General features: G+C 72.1%; 20 protein-coding genes and 1 pseudogene. 6 read left to right on the forward strand and 15 right to left on the reverse strand.

Features of this window, described 5'->3' with window-relative positions:
- Positions 1–75: 75 nt before the first annotated feature.
- Together SM447_RS16155 and SM447_RS16160 are read right to left on the reverse strand one after the other, a co-directional pair.
- Positions 76–1,389, reverse strand: a complete 1,314-nt coding sequence (locus tag SM447_RS16155; RefSeq protein WP_474573628.1) for a cupin domain-containing protein — start codon at positions 1,387–1,389, stop codon at positions 76–78.
- A gap of 15 nt (positions 1,390–1,404) precedes the next feature.
- Positions 1,405–1,641 (reverse strand): annotated as a pseudogene (locus SM447_RS16160) (hypothetical protein); the annotation flags it as partial.
- A gap of 169 nt (positions 1,642–1,810) precedes the next feature.
- Here SM447_RS16160 and SM447_RS16165 point away from each other — a divergent pair.
- Both SM447_RS16165 and SM447_RS16170 read left to right on the forward strand, forming a co-directional pair.
- Positions 1,811–2,578: a PIG-L deacetylase family protein gene (locus SM447_RS16165; RefSeq protein ID WP_474573629.1), complete on the forward strand. Its 768-nt coding sequence runs from the start codon at positions 1,811–1,813 to the stop codon at positions 2,576–2,578.
- 9 nt (positions 2,579–2,587) lie between these two features.
- Positions 2,588–3,352 carry a DUF72 domain-containing protein gene (locus SM447_RS16170; RefSeq protein WP_474573630.1) on the forward strand — a complete coding sequence of 255 codons (765 nt, stop codon included), beginning with the start codon at positions 2,588–2,590 and terminating at the stop codon, positions 3,350–3,352.
- A 54-nt stretch (positions 3,353–3,406) separates the two neighbouring features.
- Here the strand turns inward: SM447_RS16170 and SM447_RS16175 are convergent, their stop codons facing one another.
- The 8 genes from SM447_RS16175 to SM447_RS16210 all read right to left on the reverse strand — a co-directional run bounded on the left by SM447_RS16175 (position 3,407) and on the right by SM447_RS16210 (position 8,530).
- Positions 3,407–3,835, reverse strand: coding sequence for a DUF2267 domain-containing protein (locus tag SM447_RS16175; RefSeq protein ID WP_474573631.1), 429 nt, complete (start codon positions 3,833–3,835; stop codon positions 3,407–3,409).
- Positions 3,836–4,215: 380 nt separating this feature from the next.
- Positions 4,216–5,091: a DUF72 domain-containing protein gene (locus tag SM447_RS16180; RefSeq protein WP_474573632.1), complete on the reverse strand. Its 876-nt coding sequence runs from the start codon at positions 5,089–5,091 to the stop codon at positions 4,216–4,218.
- Between the two features lie 45 nt (positions 5,092–5,136).
- Positions 5,137–5,535, reverse strand: a complete 399-nt coding sequence (locus tag SM447_RS16185) for a TraR/DksA family transcriptional regulator (RefSeq protein WP_474573633.1) — start codon at positions 5,533–5,535, stop codon at positions 5,137–5,139.
- A 122-nt stretch (positions 5,536–5,657) separates the two neighbouring features.
- Positions 5,658–6,299 carry a nucleoside/nucleotide kinase family protein gene (locus tag SM447_RS16190; RefSeq protein WP_474573634.1) on the reverse strand — a complete coding sequence of 214 codons (642 nt, stop codon included), beginning with the start codon at positions 6,297–6,299 and terminating at the stop codon, positions 5,658–5,660.
- Positions 6,300–6,353: 54 nt separating this feature from the next.
- Entirely contained in the window at positions 6,354–6,965 is a 612-nt protein-coding gene (locus SM447_RS16195) for a winged helix-turn-helix domain-containing protein (protein WP_474573635.1), read from the reverse strand.
- 48 nt (positions 6,966–7,013) lie between these two features.
- Entirely contained in the window at positions 7,014–7,751 is a 738-nt protein-coding gene (locus SM447_RS16200) for a hypothetical protein (RefSeq protein ID WP_474573636.1), read from the reverse strand.
- Between the two features lie 44 nt (positions 7,752–7,795).
- The gene (locus SM447_RS16205; RefSeq protein WP_474573924.1) at positions 7,796–8,269 is read right to left on the reverse strand and encodes a rhodanese-like domain-containing protein; all 474 of its coding nucleotides are present in this window, start codon (positions 8,267–8,269) and stop codon (positions 7,796–7,798) included.
- A 21-nt stretch (positions 8,270–8,290) separates the two neighbouring features.
- Positions 8,291–8,530, reverse strand: coding sequence for a hypothetical protein (locus SM447_RS16210; RefSeq protein ID WP_474573637.1), 240 nt, complete (start codon positions 8,528–8,530; stop codon positions 8,291–8,293).
- A gap of 136 nt (positions 8,531–8,666) precedes the next feature.
- Between SM447_RS16210 and SM447_RS16215 the strand changes: the two genes are divergently transcribed.
- On the forward strand, positions 8,667–9,059 hold the full coding sequence (locus tag SM447_RS16215) for an ankyrin repeat domain-containing protein (RefSeq protein ID WP_474573638.1): 393 nt from the start codon (positions 8,667–8,669) through the stop codon (positions 9,057–9,059).
- Positions 9,060–9,065: 6 nt separating this feature from the next.
- Here SM447_RS16215 and SM447_RS16220 read toward each other — a convergent pair whose 3' ends face one another.
- The 4 genes from SM447_RS16220 to secA2 all read right to left on the reverse strand — a co-directional run bounded on the left by SM447_RS16220 (position 9,066) and on the right by secA2 (position 13,715).
- Positions 9,066–9,821, reverse strand: coding sequence for a class I SAM-dependent methyltransferase (locus tag SM447_RS16220; protein WP_474573639.1), 756 nt, complete (start codon positions 9,819–9,821; stop codon positions 9,066–9,068).
- Positions 9,822–9,906: 85 nt separating this feature from the next.
- Positions 9,907–10,407, reverse strand: a complete 501-nt coding sequence (locus SM447_RS16225) for a DUF2231 domain-containing protein (protein ID WP_474573640.1) — start codon at positions 10,405–10,407, stop codon at positions 9,907–9,909.
- Positions 10,408–10,487: 80 nt separating this feature from the next.
- Positions 10,488–11,228, reverse strand: a complete 741-nt coding sequence (locus SM447_RS16230) for a GAF and ANTAR domain-containing protein (RefSeq protein ID WP_474573641.1) — start codon at positions 11,226–11,228, stop codon at positions 10,488–10,490.
- 192 nt (positions 11,229–11,420) lie between these two features.
- A complete protein-coding gene (gene secA2 / locus SM447_RS16235) occupies positions 11,421–13,715 on the reverse strand; it encodes an accessory Sec system translocase SecA2 (protein WP_474573642.1) in 2,295 nt (764 codons plus the stop codon).
- Between the two features lie 329 nt (positions 13,716–14,044).
- On the opposite strand from secA2, the gene SM447_RS16240 reads away from it, so the two are divergent.
- The 3 genes from SM447_RS16240 (at position 14,045) to ctaD (ending at position 17,993) form a co-directional block, all read left to right on the forward strand.
- Positions 14,045–15,028: a glucosyl-3-phosphoglycerate synthase gene (locus tag SM447_RS16240; protein WP_474573925.1), complete on the forward strand. Its 984-nt coding sequence runs from the start codon at positions 14,045–14,047 to the stop codon at positions 15,026–15,028.
- A 145-nt stretch (positions 15,029–15,173) separates the two neighbouring features.
- Positions 15,174–15,902, forward strand: a complete 729-nt coding sequence (locus SM447_RS16245; RefSeq protein WP_474573643.1) for an ATP-binding protein — start codon at positions 15,174–15,176, stop codon at positions 15,900–15,902.
- 87 nt (positions 15,903–15,989) lie between these two features.
- Positions 15,990–17,993 carry an aa3-type cytochrome oxidase subunit I gene (gene ctaD, locus SM447_RS16250; RefSeq protein ID WP_474573644.1) on the forward strand — a complete coding sequence of 668 codons (2,004 nt, stop codon included), beginning with the start codon at positions 15,990–15,992 and terminating at the stop codon, positions 17,991–17,993.
- A gap of 58 nt (positions 17,994–18,051) precedes the next feature.
- On the opposite strand, the gene SM447_RS16255 is transcribed toward ctaD, so the two are convergent.
- Positions 18,052–18,930 carry a SigB/SigF/SigG family RNA polymerase sigma factor gene (locus SM447_RS16255; RefSeq protein WP_474573645.1) on the reverse strand — a complete coding sequence of 293 codons (879 nt, stop codon included), beginning with the start codon at positions 18,928–18,930 and terminating at the stop codon, positions 18,052–18,054.
- Positions 18,931–19,074: the final 144 nt, after the last annotated feature.

The following is a 19,074-nucleotide window of genomic DNA, read 5'->3' on the forward strand; positions in this document are numbered from 1 at the left end:
TGATCATGAAGTTGTTACCCGGGGGAGCGCTTCCCCGGGACAACAACTTCATGATCAACCGACGTTGTCGGGTGGTCAGGCGGGGGCCAGGGCGGCTTCGCGGAGGAGGCGGCGGGTGAGGGTGAGGCGGTCGGCGTCGGTGTCCAGGCCGGGCAGGTCGCCGACGCGGCAGACCGCGCCGGTGAGCAGGGCATGGACGGCCGGCTCGCACTGCGCGGGCAGGGTGATCGTACGGTCGAACAGGCGCAGCGCCACCCGCTCGCCCTGGGCGACGAGCTGCCAGCGCAGGCCCGGACGGGCGACGACCCGACTGTCGACGTCCAGCGCGGTGATCGCGGCGGCCTGCGCCAGCGGCCGGATCGGGGCCGGACGCGAGGCCGACCAGGATCGCTGCCGAAGCCGGGCGGCCACCGCGGCCGGTTCGGCCCGCAGCAGCCAGTCCCGCAGCGCCTCAACGGTCTCGGTCAGCTCCGGTTCGATGGCGTCGGGGTCGGCCACGTCGGTGCCGAACGGCAGGGTGGCCCGCAGCCGCTGATCCTCGGCGGCGAGCGCGAGCAACTCCTCGACCAGCGCGTACCGGGTCAACGCCCGGATGCCGACGGTCAGGTGCAGCGAGCTGGACTCCTGCGCCTGGGCGCTGTGCAGCCATCCCCGGGGCAGATAGAGCGCGTCACCCGGTTCCAGGACCACGTCCAGCGCGGCCGGACCCTGCGCGGTCGCGGCGACCTCGTCGGCTCGGCCACCCCACGGCTGGCGTTCCAGCGGGTCGGGCAGCACCGGTGGATGGATCCGCCAGTGCTTGCGGCCGTCGACCTGGAGCACGAAGACGTCGTGGGTGTCGTAGTGGGTGGCGAAGCCCTGGCTGCCCGGTGGGGTCAGATAGGCGTTGACCTGCAACGGCTGCCCCACCGCCAGGCTCAGGTCCCGGGTGAAGTCGATCAACGCCGGCCAGGTGCGGTGCAGGCCCTGCAGGACCAGGGTGGCGCCGTCGGCGTACAGCTGGAGGATCTTCTCGTCGAGAACCTGGTCACCGATCTCGGCGCCGGCACCCCCGCCGCCGGTGTACCGCGCCGCCGGCAGCAGCTGCCCGTCCTTCGCCACCCGCAGGAACGGGGTACGCAGACCGCGCCGGCTGAGCAGCTCGTCGGCGTCGGTGGGGCTGAGCAGATCGGTGAAGCCGGCCGGGTTAGGCAGTTCGGCGGCGCGGGACAGCAGCGGAGTACGTCCCCAGTGTGCGGCGGCGAACTTCGCCGGTTCCACGCTGACGCAGCGGGCCAGCGCGGCCATGGCCGACGGCGGCTCGGCGGCCCCGTCCGGTCCCGACGCCACAGCGGACAACGACGGAGCCGCCGGGCGGCCGAGGCCGCCCGGCGGTTCGAGATACGTCATGGCGTTGCGCTACCGGGCGGCGCCGTCGGCGCCACCGTCCTGCTGACCCGGAGTGGCACCACCGTCGGCCGGACCCTCCGCGCCACCGTCGGCGCCACCGTCCTGCTGACCCGGAGTGGCACCACCGTCGGCCGGACCCTCCGCGCCACCGTCGGCGCCACCGTCCTGCTGACCCGGGGTCGCGCCACCGTCGGCCGGACCTTCCAGCCCGCCGCCGCTGGTGGTCTGCATGTCATCGTCGTTGAGTGGCATCGTGCTCCCTCGGATTGACCCGCCCCCGCCACCGTCGGTCGGGTGCGTCCTGACGCGGGTGGTACCCCGCTCCCGATCTTCTCTAACCACACCTGACCTCACGGTAAACGTCCGAACCGTCCGGCATGGCCGGTTCGCCGCAGGGCGGGCCAGCGCCGCCGGTGGCAGGATGGACCACATCGAGCAGACGGAGGTGCCGATGACCGAGCCGCTGGAGCCGGTGACCGAGGACTGGCAACGGGCCCTGGCGATCGTGGCCCACCCGGACGACCTGGAATTCGGTGCCGCCGCCGCGATCGCCCGCTGGACCGGGCAGGGCAAGGAGGTCGTCTACTGCCTGGTGACCAGCGGCGAGGCGGGCATCGACGGAATGTCCCCGGCGCGGGCCCGCGAGGTACGCGAGCAGGAGCAGCGCGAGTCGGCGGCCCTGGTGGGCGTGGACACGGTCGAGTTCCTGGGCCTGCCCGACGGCGTGCTGGAGTACGGCGTGCCGCTGCGCCGGGAGCTGGCCGCGGTGGTCCGTCGGCACCGTCCGGAGATCGTCATCACCAACAACTTCCGGGCCACCTGGGACGGCGCGGACGTGCTCAACCAGGCCGACCACATCGCGGTGGGTCGGGCCACCCTGGATGCGGTCCGCGACGCCGGGAACCGGTGGATCTTCCCGGAGCAGCTGGCGGGTGACGTCGAGCCGTGGGGCGGCGTACGGCAGGTCTGGGCGGCCTCGTCACCGCGCTCCCGACACGGTGTGGACACCACCGACACGTTCGACAAGGGGGTCGCGTCGCTGCTGGCCCACGAGGCGTACCTGACCGGTCTGGGCGACGGCAGCTTCGACGCCGAGGAGTTCCTGGAGGGCGGCGCGCGCCCGGTCGGGACGCGGCTGGGCGTGCGCTACGGCACCTCGTTCGAGGTGTTCCACTTCGACCTCTGGTAGGGCCCGGTCGTGATCCTGGTCGGCACCTCCGGCTGGCAGTACCGTGACTGGCGGGACCGCTTCTACCCCACCGGCCTGCCCCAGCGGGCCTGGCTGGAGCACTACGCCCAGCGGTTCGCCACGGTCGAGGTGAACAACGCCTTCTACCGGTTGCCGGAGCGGGACACCTTCGCCGCCTGGCACGCGCGTACCCCCGATGACTTCTGCGTGGCGGTCAAGATGAGCCGCTACCTCACCCACATCAAGCGGCTGCGGGACCCGGCCGAACCGGTGGCCCGGTTCCTGGCGCGGGCCACCGCGCTGGGCGACCGGCTCGGCCCGGTGCTGCTGCAACTGCCGCCGAACCTGCGCGCCGACCCGCCGGCACTCGACGCGACCCTGCGGCTGTTCCCGCCGAACGTGCGGGTGGCGGTGGAGCCACGACACGACTCCTGGTGGACCGGTGCCACCCGTACAGTGCTGGAACGGCACCGCGCCGCGCTGGTCTGGGCCGACCGGCACGGCCGGCCGGTGACCCCGCTCTGGCGCACGGCGGAGTTCGGGTACCTGCGCCTGCACGAGGGGCGGGCCCGACCCTGGCCGCACTACGGTCGCATCGCCCTGGCCTCCTGGGTACGCCGGCTGGCCGAGACGTTCGGTGACGACGAGACGGCGTACGTCTACTTCAACAACGATCCCGGCGGTGCGGCCGTGGTCAACGCGGCGACCTTCGCCGCACTGGCCGTCCGGGCCGGCCGCGAGGTCAGCCGGGTGCCCGGGCCACCGGCCCGGTGAGCCCGACGCCCCGGCCCGCCCCACGCGGGTGGGGCGGGCCGCGATGTGCCGGGATCAGGGCATGATCTGGGCGAGGTCGGCGGGCATGGTGGCCTTGACGTCCTCCCACTCGCCCTGGGTGATGTGCCGGCGCAGGGTGTCCAGCACCACCTGGACCACCCGCTCCGGGCCGCCCTCCACGTCGTACGGGAAGCCCTGGCGGACCTCGTACAGGAAGTCGTCCCGGTTGAGCTTGATCGGCACGTCCTGCGGCTGCCAGCCGTCGAAGTAGACGCCGCGCACCACGACCGGCAGCTGGGCGGAGAACTCCACGCTCTCCTGCACCGGCATCCGGTCCCGCAGCAGGTGCAGCACGGTACGCAACGCGGCGTACGACTGGTTGCGCTGCTCCTTCGGCCATCCGTACGCCTGCTCGATGTCCTTCAGGATCAGGTTGGTCTTGTCCATCGAGGACTCGATCGCGGACTGGAACTGCTCAGCCATCTCCCCACCCCCGTAGGTCGGTCTCCCACCGCCGGTCGTCGTGACGTCGCGGCGGACCCACCGGGCCGCGCCGGAGCCGGAGCGGACTGTCCCGTCCGCTACGTGGAGCCCGTCGGGCCTGATCGGACGCTCCGACGACATGCAGCACCGCGGCGCGTCGTCGGTGCGACGCCACCCGTACCGTCATCGCCAACCACCTCCGTGGTGTCGTCGTCGCGCGGACGCCGACACACCGCCGCCCGCTCCCACCATCCTCGGCCCGCCCGGGGTGAGCTCCCCTCACCCGACCAGGATGAACCGACCGGAGTTGACCAAGACGTTTCGGTCGCGGATGCGCGCCCGCCGGGAGGAAAACTTCTTGATCAACGCTGGGGAGGGGGTCAGGCGGAGGGGGTCAGCAGGGCCTGTAACTGCTGGGCGTTGGTTTGGGCGTAGTCGCGGTAGCAGTTGTTGAGCAGGACGTGGGTCTGCTCGGTCTGCTCGGACAGCTCGCGCAGCCTGGGAGCCCACTCCCGGAGCTCCCGCTCGGAGTAGTGGTAGCCGAACTTCTCATGAATGTCCTTGCTGGTCCACTTGTCACTGTGGCCGTGGAAGCGGACCACCGCGAGGTCCGAGGTGGCGGCCAGCACCGGCGGGATGGAGGAGCGGTGGCCCTGCGGCATGTCCACGCTGACGTACGCCAGCCGGTGCTCGCGCAGGAAGTCGAGGGTCTCGGTGGCGTTGTCCCCGTCGAACCAGGAGGCGTGCCGGAACTCGAACACCGGCCGCAGCGGCGCGCAGCGGCGCGTCACCTCCAGCAGGTACTGCTTGTTGTCGCGCCGGATGGTGAACCAGGGCGGGAACTGGAACAGCAGCACGCCGAGCTTCCCCGCCTCGACCAGGGGGTCGAGGGCGCTGAGGAACCGGGTCCAGACCTCCTCGTACGCCTGCGGCGGCAGGTCGTCGGGGTAGAGGTTGCGCTTGTCGGTGTCCGGCCGCAGGTCGTTGTAGATCGCGTTCAGCCGGGTCGGGTGGCCGGTGAGCAGGCTGAACGCCTTCACGTTGAAGGTGAAGCCGGCCGGGGTCCGCTCGGCCCACAGCTTCGCCGTGCGCTCCGCGGGCGGCGAATAGTACGTGGCGTCGACCTCGACCAGTGGAAACTGGCGCGCGTAGTAGGCGAGCCGCTTTTCCGGCGTGTCAGCCGTCCGGGGATACCAGCCCGAGTCCAGCAGGGTCCGGTCGGTCCAGGAGGCGGTGCCCACCCTGATCTCGCCCATGGGTGAAGTCCACCGCGTCCCGGACCGACCGGCAACCGCTGCGGGTCAGGCCGCCCGACGTTCGCGCGTCTGCTTGCAGGTGACGCAGGTGGTGGCCGACGGGAAGATCTCCAGCCGTTCGACCGGGATCGGCGCGGTGCAGCCCTCGCAGAAGCCGTAGGTGCCCTCGTCGAGCCGGGCGAGCGCGTGCTCGAACTGGGCGCGACGGTCCAGGATGGTGCGCAGCAGCGACTGGGCGGTGTCCCGCTCGGCCGTCTTGGTGCCGCTGTCGGCCTGGTCGTCGCCGGCGGTGTCGCCGACCTCGACGAGCCGCAGCACCTGGCTCTGCTGCACCGCCTGCTCGTACTCCGCGGTCAGCTCGTCGTGGCGGGCCTGCAGGGAGAGTCGGATCTGGTCGATCTCCGCCTGGGATCGGCCCGTGCCGACCGTGTCGTGGACGAGCATCGCTGCCTGCCTTTCCTGGGCCATATCGTCTTCGCGGGCGGGTCGGTCCGCACCCGGTCATACCGCCCAAGTCATCGCACCCGGGCGCTGTGAGCCCCGCGAATACCCCCGCTGCCGCCGGCTCAAACCGCCCCCTCGACGGATTCCACCAGCGCCGGGCGACGCGGGTCGTCGACCCGGACCAGCACGTCGGCGAAGCTGGCCGGGGCGACCTCGGCGGCGTACCGGTCGAACGCGGGCAGGGTCCACGCCAGTTCGGGGTCGGTACGTCGGCGCAGCGCGGCGGCCGACATCTCCAGGTGCACGACGACGTCGAAGGCCAGCCCGCCACCGAGCAGGAACGCGCCGCTGACCAGCACGACCCCGCCGATCGGCAGTTCGACGTACCCGGCACGGCTGGCCCGGTCCGCCCGCGCGTCCCACAATGTGGGCAGCAGTCGCCCGCTGCCGCCCGGCCCCGCCGGGTCCAGCACCTCGCGGCGCAGCCCGGGCTCGTCCACCCAGCCCTCGTAGTAGGCGTCCGGGTTGGTCCGACCCCGCTCCAGACGCACCGAGGCGGGTCTGAGGAAGTTCTCGGCCCGCACGTGCAGCGCCGGATGGCCGAGGGCGCGCAGCGGATCGACCAGGGCGGCGGCCAACTGGTCGGGGCGGGCGGCAGGGGCGCCGTCCACGGCGACCCGCAGCCGCCCGTCCGACACCGCGGCGGCGAACCGCTCGGCCAGTTCGGTGATCAGGAGCCGCGGTGAAATGGGACGCACACGCATCGGACCATGGTGCCCGTCGGCCGGGGCGGGTACGCACGCCCCGGCCGGATCCGGTCAGCCGGCTCGGTCGAGGGTGACCCGGGCGTCGTCGGCCAGCCGGTAGCCGACGCCGTAGACGGTGGTGACCAGCGGGACGTCGACGCCGACCTTGCCGCGCAGCCGGCGCACGTGCACGTCGACCGTGCGTACGCCGGCATGCTCGTAGCCCCAGACGGCGTTGAGCAGCTGGAGCCGAGTGAAGACCCGCCGTGGGTGCGCGACCAGATGCAGCAGCAGGTCGAACTCCAGCCGGGTCAACGGCAACGGCTCGCCGTCACGCAGCACCGACCGGGAGGCCGCCAGGATGTGCAGGGTCGGAATGGCGGGGGCGAGCTGTCGCGACGGCGTACGCCCGGCCGGCACGGCCTCACTGCGGCGCTCCGGCACGACCGGACCGACGGTGGTGATGGTGCCCTCACCCCGTTCCAGCATTTCCCGCGCCGCGTCGAGCAACCGGCGCGCGGCCGGCGTCAGCGACTCCTCACACGCCAGCGGGATGGAGAGGGTGACCGTGAGCACCGGCGCGGCGGTGTTGGCGGGACGCCGCTGACCGCCGGGAGGTCGACCGGGCACCGCGGGTTGGGACGTATGCCATCCGGCGCGCGACGAAGCGGGGCTGACCGACATGGTCCTCCTTGGCTGGTCCGGGTTTCCCCACGGCCCCGGGACGCCGCTTTATCGATGCTTCCCGGTGCCCGTGCGAGGGTCAAGGGGCGGCTGCGTTGCATGAATGTGACAATTGACCGACACATCGGAGCCGTCCGCTCGCTCTGCGTACGAGGCCAGATGATTACAGCAGAGTCGCCAAGTTGACCTGATACGGGGGGTGGTCGATGCCGTTCGCAGCCCTCGGACCGGGTGACCGGCACCCGGCCCGACGTCGACTGTTCGCGCTCCCACCGCCTGACTGTCACGCGGACGGGACAGCCCGGACGGTCGCGGACGGGACAGCGCCATCGACCGGCGCGGGAGAGCGCGCCGGTCGTGAACGGAGAGCGCGGGGGGTCGTTCGGCGGGCAGCGCGCCGGGTCGACCGGCGGGTGGTGTCGCCGGACCGCGGGGCCGAGGGCCGGGCACCCCGCCCGACCGGAAGAGCAGCAGGTCGTACTCGATCCGGGTCAGCGGGATCGCCCGGTCGCCCCGACGGACGGCACGCGGTCCGGTGAGGATCCGTACGACCTTCGGATCCGTCACGGCGGCGGGGGCTGCCTCCGCGTCCCGCGACGATCGCACCTCGCCCGGCTCGGCGAGTTCGCCGAGCAGTTCGAGCAGCCGGTTCAGGCGCGGGCTCACCGAGCCCGACGCCAGGTCGACGGTGATGGTCAGGGTCGGCGTGGTGCGCGGCCGGAGCATCCGGACCCGGCTGGTGCGACGGGGCGGGTGCTGGCGCGGGCCGAGGGCGACGACGGACACGGTGGCCTCCTGGGACTACCGCCACGTCGGGTGGGCGTGGCGGTTCAGCGGGACGCCCGGCCGGCAGTCGCCGGGGGCGCGAGCATGGACGGTCTGGTCGGCGGGGTGGGGCCGAGCACGGGCAGGCCGGCGATCCGCCAGGCGGCGAAGCCGCCGACGACGTCGGTCGCCCGGTGCAGCCCGAGGTCCTGGAGCGAGGCGGCGGCCAGCGACGAGGTGTAGCCCTCCTGGCAGAGGACCACCACGGGCAGGTCGTAGCCGACCGCCTGGGGCAGCCGGGCCGGGCACCGTGGGTCGAGTCGCCACTCCAGCACGTTGCGCTCGATGATGAGCGAGCCCGGCACGGTGCCGTGCGCCGCCCGCTGGGCGACGGGGCGGATGTCGACCAGCAGGGCACCCGCGCGGTACGCCAGGTGTGCCCGCTCGGGATCGAGGCGGTCGAGCCGGGCGCGGGCGGCGGCGAGGATCTCGGCTATCCCCCGGGAGCCGGGGGGGCGGCACGGGTGCCGGACAGCCAGGGGCGGGACCGGTCAGCGACATCAAGGTTTCCTTCCGAGAAGGTTCTCGGCGTCGACCCGGAAGGCGCGCCGGGCGACGCGGGCGGTGTGATCGTTCGGGGCCTCACCATGCCACGCCGGCCTCGGCCACCTCGGCGAACCGCAGCCGCCCCGCGACGAGGTCGGGTCGAAGCGCAACGGCACCGGCCAGGTGGTGACGTCGGCGGCCCACGCCCGCGCGACGGCGAACAGGTCCGGTGCGACGGCGGACGGGGCAGGCATGGCGGTCTTCCTCACGACTGGTCCGGTGACTGTCGCCAGCCTAGAAGGTAAAGCCTATAGGTTTAGTAGGCATTCCCGAAGGCTGGGACGGCCGGGCGACCGAGAGTGGCTCGTCGACACCGACTAACCTGAGCCGGTGAGCGAGGAACTCGACGCCGAGACCCTGGAGTTCGCGCACCGGATGTTCGACCTGGCGCGCGACGGCGCGACCGAGGAGCTGGCCGGGTACGTCGACGCGGGGCTGCCGGTCAACCTGACCAACGAGAAGGGCGACAGCCTGCTGATCCTGGCTGCGTACCACGCCCGCCCGGAGACCGTCAGCGCGCTGCTGGCGCGCGGTGCCGACCACGCGCGGGCCAACGACCGTGGGCAGACGGCACTGGCCGCAGCGGTGTTCCGCAAGAACGCCGAGGCGGTACGCGCGCTGCTCGACGCCGGGGCCGATCCCGACGGCGGCAGCCCGTCCGCCGTGGAGACCGCCCAGTTCTTCGATCTGCCGGAGATGCTCGCGCTGCTGCGGCCCGCCTGACGGCCCCTACCGCACGGCCTCGACGAGGAACCGGCGGGCGTGGGTGACGAACGGCCCCTCGGCCCGGATGCGCTCGTGCAACCGGGCCAGCGCCGGCCGGTGGGCCGCGACGGTGAAGCCGGGGACCGTCCAGATCACCTTCCGCAGGAACCAGACCACCGCGCCGATGTCATGGAAGACCGTGCGCAGGGTCGCCTCCCGCAGCTCCACCACCGTCAGGCCGGCCGACCGGGCCGCGGCGACCGCCCGTTCCGGGTGCCGCCCGGTCGGCGGCGGCAACGGACCCAGGATCGCCTCACTGAGTTCGCGTACGGTGCCCGGACCGATCTGCTGGGACAGGAACGTGCCGCCCGGACGCAGCACCCGGGCCACCTCCGGCCAGTCGGTGCGGACCGGATGCCGACTGACCACCAGGTCGAAGGCGGCGTCCCGGAAGGGCAGCGGCGCGTCGACGGACACCGCCACCACGGTCGCCCCGAGCGGACTCAGGTTGGCCCGGGCCACCGGGACGTTCGGCGGCCACCCCTCGGTCGCCACCAACAGCCGGGGCGGCCGGGGTACCTCGGCGAGCACCTCTCCCCCGCCGGTGTCGATGTCCAGCGCGGCGTCGGCCACCGACATCCGGTCCGCCACCAGACGGGCGTACCCCCAGGGTGGACGCTCCTCGGTGGCCCGGCCGGCGAGCCAGTCGAACCCCCAGCCCGTCACCGGCGCGGCGGCACCCTCGGCGATCAGTTCCTCGAAGCTCGCGTCCCGCACCACCGGCCCAGCCTGCCCCGGGGCGGGCTGGGCCGGCAACGGAATTGCGGTCGGCGCCCACATGCGGTCGGCACCGACCGCGTGCGGCTCACAGCCGCGGCCGGACGACGTCGACGGTCGGGCCGTCGACGGTACGCAGCGCGTCGAAGCTGGTGGCCTCGCCCCGGCCCAGTTCGAAGTGGCGCATCAGCCGGGCACCGAGGCGGACCCCCAACCCACCCACGGCGAGGGCGAGCAGCTCGACGACCAGCAGCACCGGTGACGCGCCCCGGTTCGACGCGTCGGCCCGGATGAGGCAGGAGAGCAGGAACAGCCCGGCCATGCCGGCGTTGACCAGGTTGAACGTGATCGCGGTGCGGCGGGTCCGGTCCGGCGGGACGTCCCACAGGTCGACCATCCCGGCGACGGCGGTCAACGCCGCCGCCACGAGGGCGGCCACCGCCGTCCAGTAGCCGACCTCGCCGAGGAAGACCGGTCCGCCGACCACGTCGGCGAGGTCGAAGATGACGGCGCAGACGAAGAGCCCGTACGGGAACGTCACCAGCATCGGTTGGATGGGGTGTCCCTGCACCCGCAGACGGCTCTGCATCTGGTCCCCCCTGGGATAGGTTCAGTCCATCAGTCCAGGGTGCTACCCGGGCGCCACCCGGGCGAAACGACCCGCCCCGCTCAGTTGTCCCGGGGCCGGGAGACCGTGCTGACCAGCCTCTCGGCCACCTCCCGCAGCGGGATCGACAGCGACGACGCCGCGCTGCGCAGCACCTCGAGGGCGTCCTCGGCCGGGCAGCCACGCTGGGTCATGATGACGCCGACGGCCTGGCCGATCACGCCGTCGTTGAGCAGGGCGCTGTCCTGCTGCACCGTCAGCGCGGCGCGCTTCTCCCGGTCGCGTACCGCCGCCAGCAGCAGGCCGGCGTGTTCGGCCAGCAGCATCGCGGTCAACTGGTGGCCGGGGGTCAACGCGTCGGACTCGCCGGCGTAGAGGTTCACCGCGCCGATCACCTGGTCGTCGATGTCGACGGGCGCCGAGATCACCCCGCGTACGCCCAGCTCGCGGGCCCGGGGCGTCCAGTCCCGCCAGCGCGGTTCGATGCCGAGGTCCTCCGCGCCGACCATCTCCCGGCGGCGGATGGCGTCCATCGCCGGGGTGTCCGGGCCGTACCGCAGGTCGTCCAGCCCGCTCAGCCGCGGATCGGAGGCCGCGACCCCGGCCGGCTCACCGGCCCGCAGGGCGGTGAACCCGCACCAGCCGACCCCGGCCAGCGCGTCCCGGGTGATCCGGACCAGCGCGGCCAGCGCCTCGTCGAAGTCGTCCACGGCGATCAGGCCGGCGGTCAACTCCCGCAGCAGGGCAGCCGTCTCGAGCACCCCGAGCGTCTCCGCCAGCGGTGCACGCGTCTCCAGGTTCACCGGCCCCCGGCTCCCGTACTCCCGGTCAGCGTCGTCACCGTCTCCTCCTCGGCTGGGAACCGCGGCGCTGCGGCTGCCCTCGTCATCACGACCAGCCCTACTACCCGCGCCGACAACGGTCGAAACGGCGCAAACCAGGGCCCCCTCCCAGGGTACGGACGCCACCGGGAGGGGTCTGCCGGACCGGACGACTCAGCGGGCGCCGGCACCACTGAGCCGGCGACCGACCGAGGCGATCAGCCGGTCCAGCTCGGAGCCGAACGGGTTGTCGTGCACGAGGTACGTCCAGGTGGCGCTCGGGCGGACCAGCTCCGCCTCGTCGGGCTCCCAGTCCTCGTCGAACTCGGTCTCGGCGAAGGTCGCGAGCGTCCGCGCCTCGATCTCCGGGACCAGTTCGGTGAACGCCGGCACCGCGGCGCGGTGGAACTCGTCCAGCGGGTCGAGCCGTCCCAGGGCCCGCAGGTGCACGCCCTCGCGGACCTCCGACAGCTCGGCCAGGTGCGACGCCCACAGCCGGTCGAGGTGGTAGAGGGCGATCGACCGGGCCACCCGGGCCAGCAGGTCCTCGTCCATCTCACCGGCCTTCTCCGGCATCTTGTCCAGCAGCATCAGCGCCGCGACATCGCTGGTGAGCAGCCGCTCCCGTCGCTCGGCCAGGGCCTTGCGCTGCTGCTCGATCACCACGCTGTAGCGCCAGGTGTTGCGGTGGATCTCGTGGTTGACCCCCTCGGCGACCCGCTGGGCGTGCTCCACCGCGTAGTCCACCTGTGGATCGGTGACCAGGCCGTCGGCGTTCATCCGGGGCGACGGCGGCACGGTGTCGCCGGCGTGCCGGACGACGAGGTCGTCCTCCAGGCTGACGAAGAAGACCGATCCACCGGGGTCGCCCTGGCGACCGGCCCGGCCGCGCAACTGGTCGTCCACCCGGCGGCTGTCGTGCCGGCCGCTGCCGATCACGTAGAGGCCGTTCAGCTCGGCCACCCGATCCCGGTCGGTCTGGTCGCTGCCGCCGAGCCGGATGTCCACGCCTCGCCCGGCCATCTGGGTGGAGACGGTCACCGCGCCGTACGCCCCGGCCTCGGCGATGATCGCCGCTTCCTCGTCGTCGTTCTTGGCGTTGAGCACCACGCACGGCACCCCGGCGGCGTTGAGCCCGGCCGCCAGCTGCTCGGACTCCTTCACGTCCAGCGTGCCGACCAGCACCGGACGTCCGTCGGCGTGGCAGCGCCGGATCTCGTCGATCAGCGCCTCCTCCTTCTCCGCCCGGGTGGCGTAGATGCGGTCCGGCTCGTCGACCCGCACGCACGGGGTGTTCGGCGGAATCACCGCGACCTCCAGGCCGAAGAACTCCCGGAGCTGGTCACCGACGAGCACCGCGGTGGCGGTCATGCCGCACACCATCGGGTAGAGGCCGACGTACGCCTGCACGGCGATGGTGCCCAGCACCTCGCCCTCGGCCGTGGCGTCCAGCCCCTCCTTGGCCTCGACCGCCGCCTGAAGCCCGTCCGGCCACCGGCGGCGCTGGGCGACCCGGCCCCGCATCTCGTCGATCAACTCGACGGTGCCGTCCCGGACGATGTAGTCCACGTCCCGGTGCAGCAGGGCGTGCGCGTGCAGCGCCACGTTCACCGCCGAGAGCTGCTCGACGTTCTCCTCGTCGTACAGGTCGATGCCGAGCTTGGCCTCGACGGCGGCCAGGCCGGCGGAGGTGAAGGCGACGCTGCGGCCGTCCTCGGCCACCGTGTAGTGCCGGCCCTTGCGCAGGCCGCGCACCAGCGCCGCCGCGGCGTGGACCGGGTCCTGCTCGCCGGGCACCGAGCCGGCGAGGACCATCGGTACCCGGGCCTCGTCGATCAGGATGGAGTCGGCCTCGTCGACGATCGCGGTGCGCAGCGGGCGCTGCACCCGATCCTCGATGTCGGTGACGAGCTGGTCGCGGAGGAAGTCGAAGCCGGCCTCGCTGACCGAGACGTAGGTGACGTCGCAGGCGTAGGCGGCTCGCCGCTCGACCGGGGTGGACGCCTCGTTGACCCATCCGACGGTGAGCCCGAGCAGGGTGTAGATCGGCTCCATCCACTGGGCGTCGCGGCGGGCCAGGTAGTCGTTGACGGTGAGCACATGCACCGGCCCGTTGCCGAGGCGGACGTGCCCGTACGCGGCGATCGCCGCGGTGAGCGTCTTGCCCTCGCCGGTGGCCATCTCGGCGACCTTGCCGGAGAGCAGCGACATCGCTCCCAGCAGCTGGACATCGTACGGCCGCTGGTCGATGCCGCGGCGGGCCGCCTCGCGGCCGAGCGCGCAGATCTCCTCGTAGCTCGACGCCGCAGCCGCCGCCTCGGTGAGCTCCGCGTCGTCGAACGCCGAGACCTCCTCCTCGCGGGCCTCGATGACCGGCAGCAGCTTCTCCAGCGGGGCCAGATCGACCGTGGTCCCCGGGCGCTGGAGGAACCGGCGGAACCTGGTCTTCAACCGTTGCGACACACCCATGAGCCGCAACGGTACGCGACTGGACCGATCTTGAACGTCCCACCCGTCCCATCGATTTTCCACGATCTTGCGTTTTCCGCCGAGACGAAATGGGGCTCTCGACGCGCGAAGGCGACCGGTGCCGCACGATCACGGCGGTGAGTCGGCGCGGGATGGCTGGTCAGGCGCAATCAAAGGTTCATCGGACGGGAACGTGGCCGGAGCAGAGTGGTGATCAAGCTGGGGGAAGGATCCGGTTAGCGTGCGGGGTGCTGGGAAATCCATCTCCCGGTCTTCCCGCCGACGAGGGGGTGTCTGTGCGCAACGACGAATCTCTGGTCTCGCCGGTGGTGGAGGCCTGGGCCACCTATCGGACCACCTCGGCCGCCGACTGGCCGACCCGCCGGCTGCTGCGGGCCAAGGGCGACTGCCGGGTCAGCGTGGTGCTGCCGGCACGCAACGAGGAAGCCACCGTCGGAGCGATCGTGTCGACCATCCGCGAGCACCTGATGGACCGGGTGTCGCTGGTCGACGAGCTGATCGTGGTCGACTCGCGGTCCACCGACCGCACCGCGGCCGTGGCCCGGGCCGCCGGTGCCGAGGTGGTCAGCCAGGACGCGATGACACGTGGACTACCCCGGCTCACCGGAAAGGGCGACGCGCTCTGGGCCGGCCTGGCGGCGGCCGAGGGCGACGTGGTGGCCTTCGTCGACGCCGACCTGCGGGAGTTCCGGCCGCACTTCGTCACCGGCCTGCTCGGCCCGCTGCTCACCGACCCGTCGGTGGACTTCGTCAAGGGCTTCTACCACCGACCCCTGGTCGGCTCCACCAGCGTGGAGGCCGACGGCGGCGGGCGGGTGACGGAGCTGATGGCCCGCCCGATGCTGAACCTGTTCTGGCCGGAACTGGCCGGATTCGTCCAGCCTCTCGCCGGAGAGTACGCCGGCCGCCGGGAGGTGCTGGCCCGGGTGCCCTTCGTCTCCGGTTACGGCGTCGAGACCGCCATGTTGATCGACCTGCTCGAACTCGTCGGGCTGGACGCGCTGGCCCAGGTGGATCTCGGTGAGCGCAAGCACCGGCATCAGGACACCGCCGCGCTGGGCCGGATGTCCGCTCAGATCATGCTCACCGCCTGGTCGCGGCTGCAACGGCGGGGCTGGGCGAACCCGGAGGTGCTGCCGACCGCCCTGCTGACGCAGTTCCGCCGGGGCGGCTCGGACGCGCTGCCCAACCTGGATCGGGAGATCGTCGTCAGCGACGTCGCCGTCGAGGAACGGCCCCCACTGGCCGAGCTGCGACACCGGGTGCCGCGACGCCAGGTCGCGGCGGCGTGACCGGCGTGGCGCGGCCAGCGTCCGCCGCGTCGGCATCGGGCCGGCCAGCGCCCGGCGTGCGGTGTCGGGCCGCTCACGGTGGCGTTTCACCGGGTGGGAGCCCGGGTACCTGGCAGGCTGCGACGCCGCCGAGACGAGGGTGGAGATGGCGAGCCGGATCACCTGCCAGGTACACGACGGAGCACCGGTCACCGTCGTACGCCTCGCCGGCACCCTCGACATGATCTCGATGCGCCAGGTGTACGCGGTCCTGGAGGAGTGTCTGGCCCGGCAGCCCGACGCGCTGGTGGTCGACCTGGCCGAGCTGGCCGTACGCGATCACCTGGCGGTGTCGGTCTTCGCCGCCGTGGCCCGCCGCGCCGCGGGCTGGCCGGTGGTGCCGCTGGTGCTCTGCGCACCGCATCCGGACGCCGCCGCCTCGCTGGCCAACTCCACGGCCTGCCGGGTGGTGCCGGTGCGGGACACCTGCGACGAGGCGAGCCTGGTCGCCGGCGAGTCGGCCGTGACCCGGCTGCGGGTACGCCTGGACCCGGTGGCGGCGGCCTGCCGGCGGGCCCGGGAACTGGTCGCCGACGCGTGTGCCCGGTGGAATCTGCCCGAGGCGGTCGGTCCCGCTTCGGTGGTGCTCAGCGAACTGGTCGGCAACGTGGTGCGGCATGCGGGAACCCCGATGCAGGTCACGGTGACCCTGCGACGGCCCTGGTTGCACCTGGCGGTGATCGACGGCAGCAGCGCCGACCCGCACCCCGAGCAGGCCGGACAGCGCGACGAAGGTGGCCGTGGGCTGTTGCTGGTGCGCGAGCTGGCCGACCGGTGGGGCAGTACGCCCGCGGGCGACGGAAAGGCCGTCTGGGCCACGCTACCGGCGAATTGACCGAAATTACCGCTCTCGCCTGGTTACATGGTCGGCGGGGCGGGTAGCCACGCCCGTCCCTATCCGTCGTCAGCGGGGTGAGCGTTCATGCCCAAGCGGGTAACCACCGAACCCGGACAGGACCGAGGGCCGGCGATTCTCGCTCCGGCCCGGTTCGGCGGCTATCCCGGACCGCTGCGCCGGCCGCTGCCGGGCGGGAAGCTGGTCAGGTTCCTGGCCACCACCGACCACAAGCAGATCGGTCTGCTCTACCTGCTGACCTCGTTCGGCTTCTTCGTGCTGGCCGGGATCGAGGCGATGCTGATCCGGGCCGAGTTGGCCCGGCCGGGTCTGCAGTTCCTCTCCCCGGAGCAGTACAACCAGTTGTTCACCTCGCACGGCGCGGTGATGCTGCTGCTCTTCGCCACCCCGGCGGCGTTCGGGTTCGCCAACTACATCGTGCCGATCCAGATCGGCGCCCCGGACGTGTCGTTCCCCCGGCTCAACGCGCTGGCCTACTGGCTCTACCTGTTCGGCGGCCTGATGGTCATCGGTGGTTTCCTCACCCCGCAGGGCTCGGCCGACTTCGGCTGGACCGCGTACACCCCGCTGAGCACCGTCGAGCACTCCCCCGGCCCGGGCGCGAACATGTGGGTGATCGGCCTGGTGGTGTCGGGTCTGGGCACCATCCTCGGCGCGGTCAACCTGATCACCACGATCCTGACCCTCCGCGCCCCGGGCATGACCATGTTCCGGATGCCGATCTTCACCTGGAACATGCTCTTCACCAGCGTGCTGGTGATCCTGGTCTTCCCGCTGCTGGCCGCCGCCCTGCTGGCGCTGACCGCCGACCGGCTGCTCGACGCGCAGGTCTTCAACCCCGACACCGGCGGACCGATGCTGTGGCAGCACCTGTTCTGGTTCTTCGGCCATCCCGAGGTCTACATCATCGCGCTGCCGTTCTTCGGCATCATCACCGAGGTCATCCCGGTCTTCTCCCGCAAGCCGATCTTCGGCTACACGGGTCTGGTGCTGGCCACCATCGCGATCACCGTGCTGTCGATGACGGTGTGGGCGCACCACATGTTCGCCACCGGTCAGGTGCTGCTGCCGTTCTTCAGCATTCTCAGCTACCTGATCGCGGTGCCCACCGGAGTGAAGTTCTTCAACTGGATCGGCACCATGTGGAAGGGACAGCTCACCTTCGAGACGCCGATGCTGTTCGCCATCGGCTTCCTGGTGACCTTCCTGCTCGGCGGGTTGACCGGGGTGCTGCTGGCCAGCCCGCCGGCCGACTTCCACACTCACGACACCTACTTCGTGGTGGCCCACTTCCACTACGTGGTCTTCGGCACGGTGGTCTTCGCGCTCTTCTCCGGCTTCTACTTCTGGTGGCCGAAGATGACCGGGCGGCTGCTCGACGAGCGGCTCGGCAAGCTGCACTTCTGGACCATGTTCATCGGCTTCCACGGCACCTTCCTGGTGCACCACTGGCTGGGCAACGAGGGCATGCCCCGGCGGTACGCCGACTATCTGCCCACCGACGGCTTCACCACGCTGAACATGATCTCGAGCATCTTCGCGTTCGTGCTCGGCGCCTCCACCCTGTTCTTCATGTGGAACGCCTGGAAGTCCTGGCGCTACGGCGCCGAGGTGACCGTGGACGATCCCTGGGGCTTCGGCAACTCCCTGGAGTGGGCCACCACCTGCCCGCCGCCGCTGCGCAACTTCGACCGGATGCCCCGGATCCGCTCCGAGCGACCCGCGTTCGACGCCAAGTACGGCGAACTCGTCTCCGACCTGGGCCGCGACCTTCCACAGCGGACGACCCGGCCGCCCCAGGAGTTCCGCGACGAGATGCACCGGGAGGTACACGTGCCGGAATCACCGAGCGCCGAGGGCGCGCACGGCGCGCGGGAGGCCGTGGCGTACCAACCCGCGCCGCAGTCCGGCGCCCGGCCGGTCGAGGTGCCCGAGCCGGAGGAGATCCGCCGGCCCAGCTTCGAGGAGACCGACGAGCCGGAAGGGAACCCGCTGGGCGCGGAGCGCGACCCGCAACCCAACGACCGGTGGCAGCATCCGCGCGGGCACGGGGACACGCCGGAGAACTGAGCGACGCGTACGCGTGGGGCGGCACCAGTCGGTGCCGCCCCCACGATGTTCCGGCTGGTCAGCGGCCGCGGACCGGTGCAGCCGCGGACCGCGACTGGTTGGCCGCCTCCGACTCGGCGGGACCGTTCTGCCACGGCGGCGGGGCATCGGCGAGCATCGCCTGGCGCAGCCAGGTCAGCGCCCGCGACAGCAGCCGGGACACGTGCATCTGCGAGATGCCGAACCGGGCCGCGATCTCGGCCTGGGTCTGGTTGCCGTAGAACCGCATGGCCAGGATCCGCCGCTCCCGCCAGGGCAGCCGGTGCAGCAGGCCACTGACGGTGACGCGGTCGTCGACCGACTCCAGCGCGATGTCCGACTCGCCGACCAGGTCACCGAACTCCGCCGAACTCTCACCCCCCACCGGGGCGTTGAGCGACGCCGGGCTGTATCCGGCCGCCGACTCCAACGCGGCGAGAATCTCCTCCTCCGGTGTCTCCAGCCGCTTCGACAGCTCGGCCACCGTCGGCGCCCGGGACAGTTCGCTGGTCAGCGCCGCCGTCGCCTGTCCCACCTCAAGGATCAGGTCGCGCAACCGGCGGGGCACGTGCACACCCCAGGTGCGGTCCCGGAAATGCCGCTTGATCTCACCCACGATGGTGATCGCCGCGTACGCGGTGAACGAGCCCCGTTCCGGGTCGTACCGGTCGACCGCGTTGACCAACCCCAGACGGGCCACCTGCTCCAGGTCCTCCAGCGGCTCCCCGCGTCCCCGGTAGCGGCGGGCCAACCGGCCCGCGAACGGCAACGCGAACCGGACCAGGTCGTCGCGCGCCTCCTGACGACGCTCCGGCGGCAGCCCTTCGATCCGCGCCGCGTACGCCAGCGCCGCCGCGTCGAGGTCCTCCAGGCCCCGATCGGTGGGTGGTGGTGTGGTTGTGGTGGTCTGTCCGAACATCCGCGCCTCCCTTGGGAAGGACCCCGCCCGGATTCGCCGACACCGGGCACGCGCGTAGGCACGCACGGGCCTGTGACTGGGTTACGTGATTGGGATGCCAGCGGGCGACGGCGCCGTGCCACGCGAGGTGATCAGCCTGTCGCA

Source organism: Micromonospora aridisoli (genome assembly GCF_056150025.1).

What these genes read in the sequence shown, in the direction of transcription:
- ctaD (WP_474573644.1), top strand. Translation starts at nt 15,990, where the DNA reads ATGCCCAAGCGGGTAACCACCGAACCCGGACAGGACCGAGGGCCGGCG.
- SM447_RS16225 (WP_474573640.1), bottom strand. Translation starts at nt 10,407, where the DNA reads ATGCAGAGCCGTCTGCGGGTGCAGGGACACCCCATCCAACCGATGCTG.
- SM447_RS16210 (WP_474573637.1), bottom strand. Translation starts at nt 8,530, where the DNA reads ATGCCTGCCCCGTCCGCCGTCGCACCGGACCTGTTCGCCGTCGCGCGG.
- SM447_RS16195 (WP_474573635.1), bottom strand. Translation starts at nt 6,965, where the DNA reads ATGTCGGTCAGCCCCGCTTCGTCGCGCGCCGGATGGCATACGTCCCAA.
- SM447_RS16245 (WP_474573643.1), top strand. Translation starts at nt 15,174, where the DNA reads ATGGCGAGCCGGATCACCTGCCAGGTACACGACGGAGCACCGGTCACC.
- SM447_RS16180 (WP_474573632.1), bottom strand. Translation starts at nt 5,091, where the DNA reads ATGGGCGAGATCAGGGTGGGCACCGCCTCCTGGACCGACCGGACCCTG.
- SM447_RS16255 (WP_474573645.1), bottom strand. Translation starts at nt 18,930, where the DNA reads ATGTTCGGACAGACCACCACAACCACACCACCACCCACCGATCGGGGC.
- SM447_RS16185 (WP_474573633.1), bottom strand. Translation starts at nt 5,535, where the DNA reads ATGCTCGTCCACGACACGGTCGGCACGGGCCGATCCCAGGCGGAGATC.
- SM447_RS16190 (WP_474573634.1), bottom strand. Translation starts at nt 6,299, where the DNA reads ATGCGTGTGCGTCCCATTTCACCGCGGCTCCTGATCACCGAACTGGCC.
- SM447_RS16155 (WP_474573628.1), bottom strand. Translation starts at nt 1,389, where the DNA reads ATGACGTATCTCGAACCGCCGGGCGGCCTCGGCCGCCCGGCGGCTCCG.
- SM447_RS16165 (WP_474573629.1), top strand. Translation starts at nt 1,811, where the DNA reads ATGGACCACATCGAGCAGACGGAGGTGCCGATGACCGAGCCGCTGGAG.
- SM447_RS16175 (WP_474573631.1), bottom strand. Translation starts at nt 3,835, where the DNA reads ATGGCTGAGCAGTTCCAGTCCGCGATCGAGTCCTCGATGGACAAGACC.
- secA2 (WP_474573642.1), bottom strand. Translation starts at nt 13,715, where the DNA reads ATGGGTGTGTCGCAACGGTTGAAGACCAGGTTCCGCCGGTTCCTCCAG.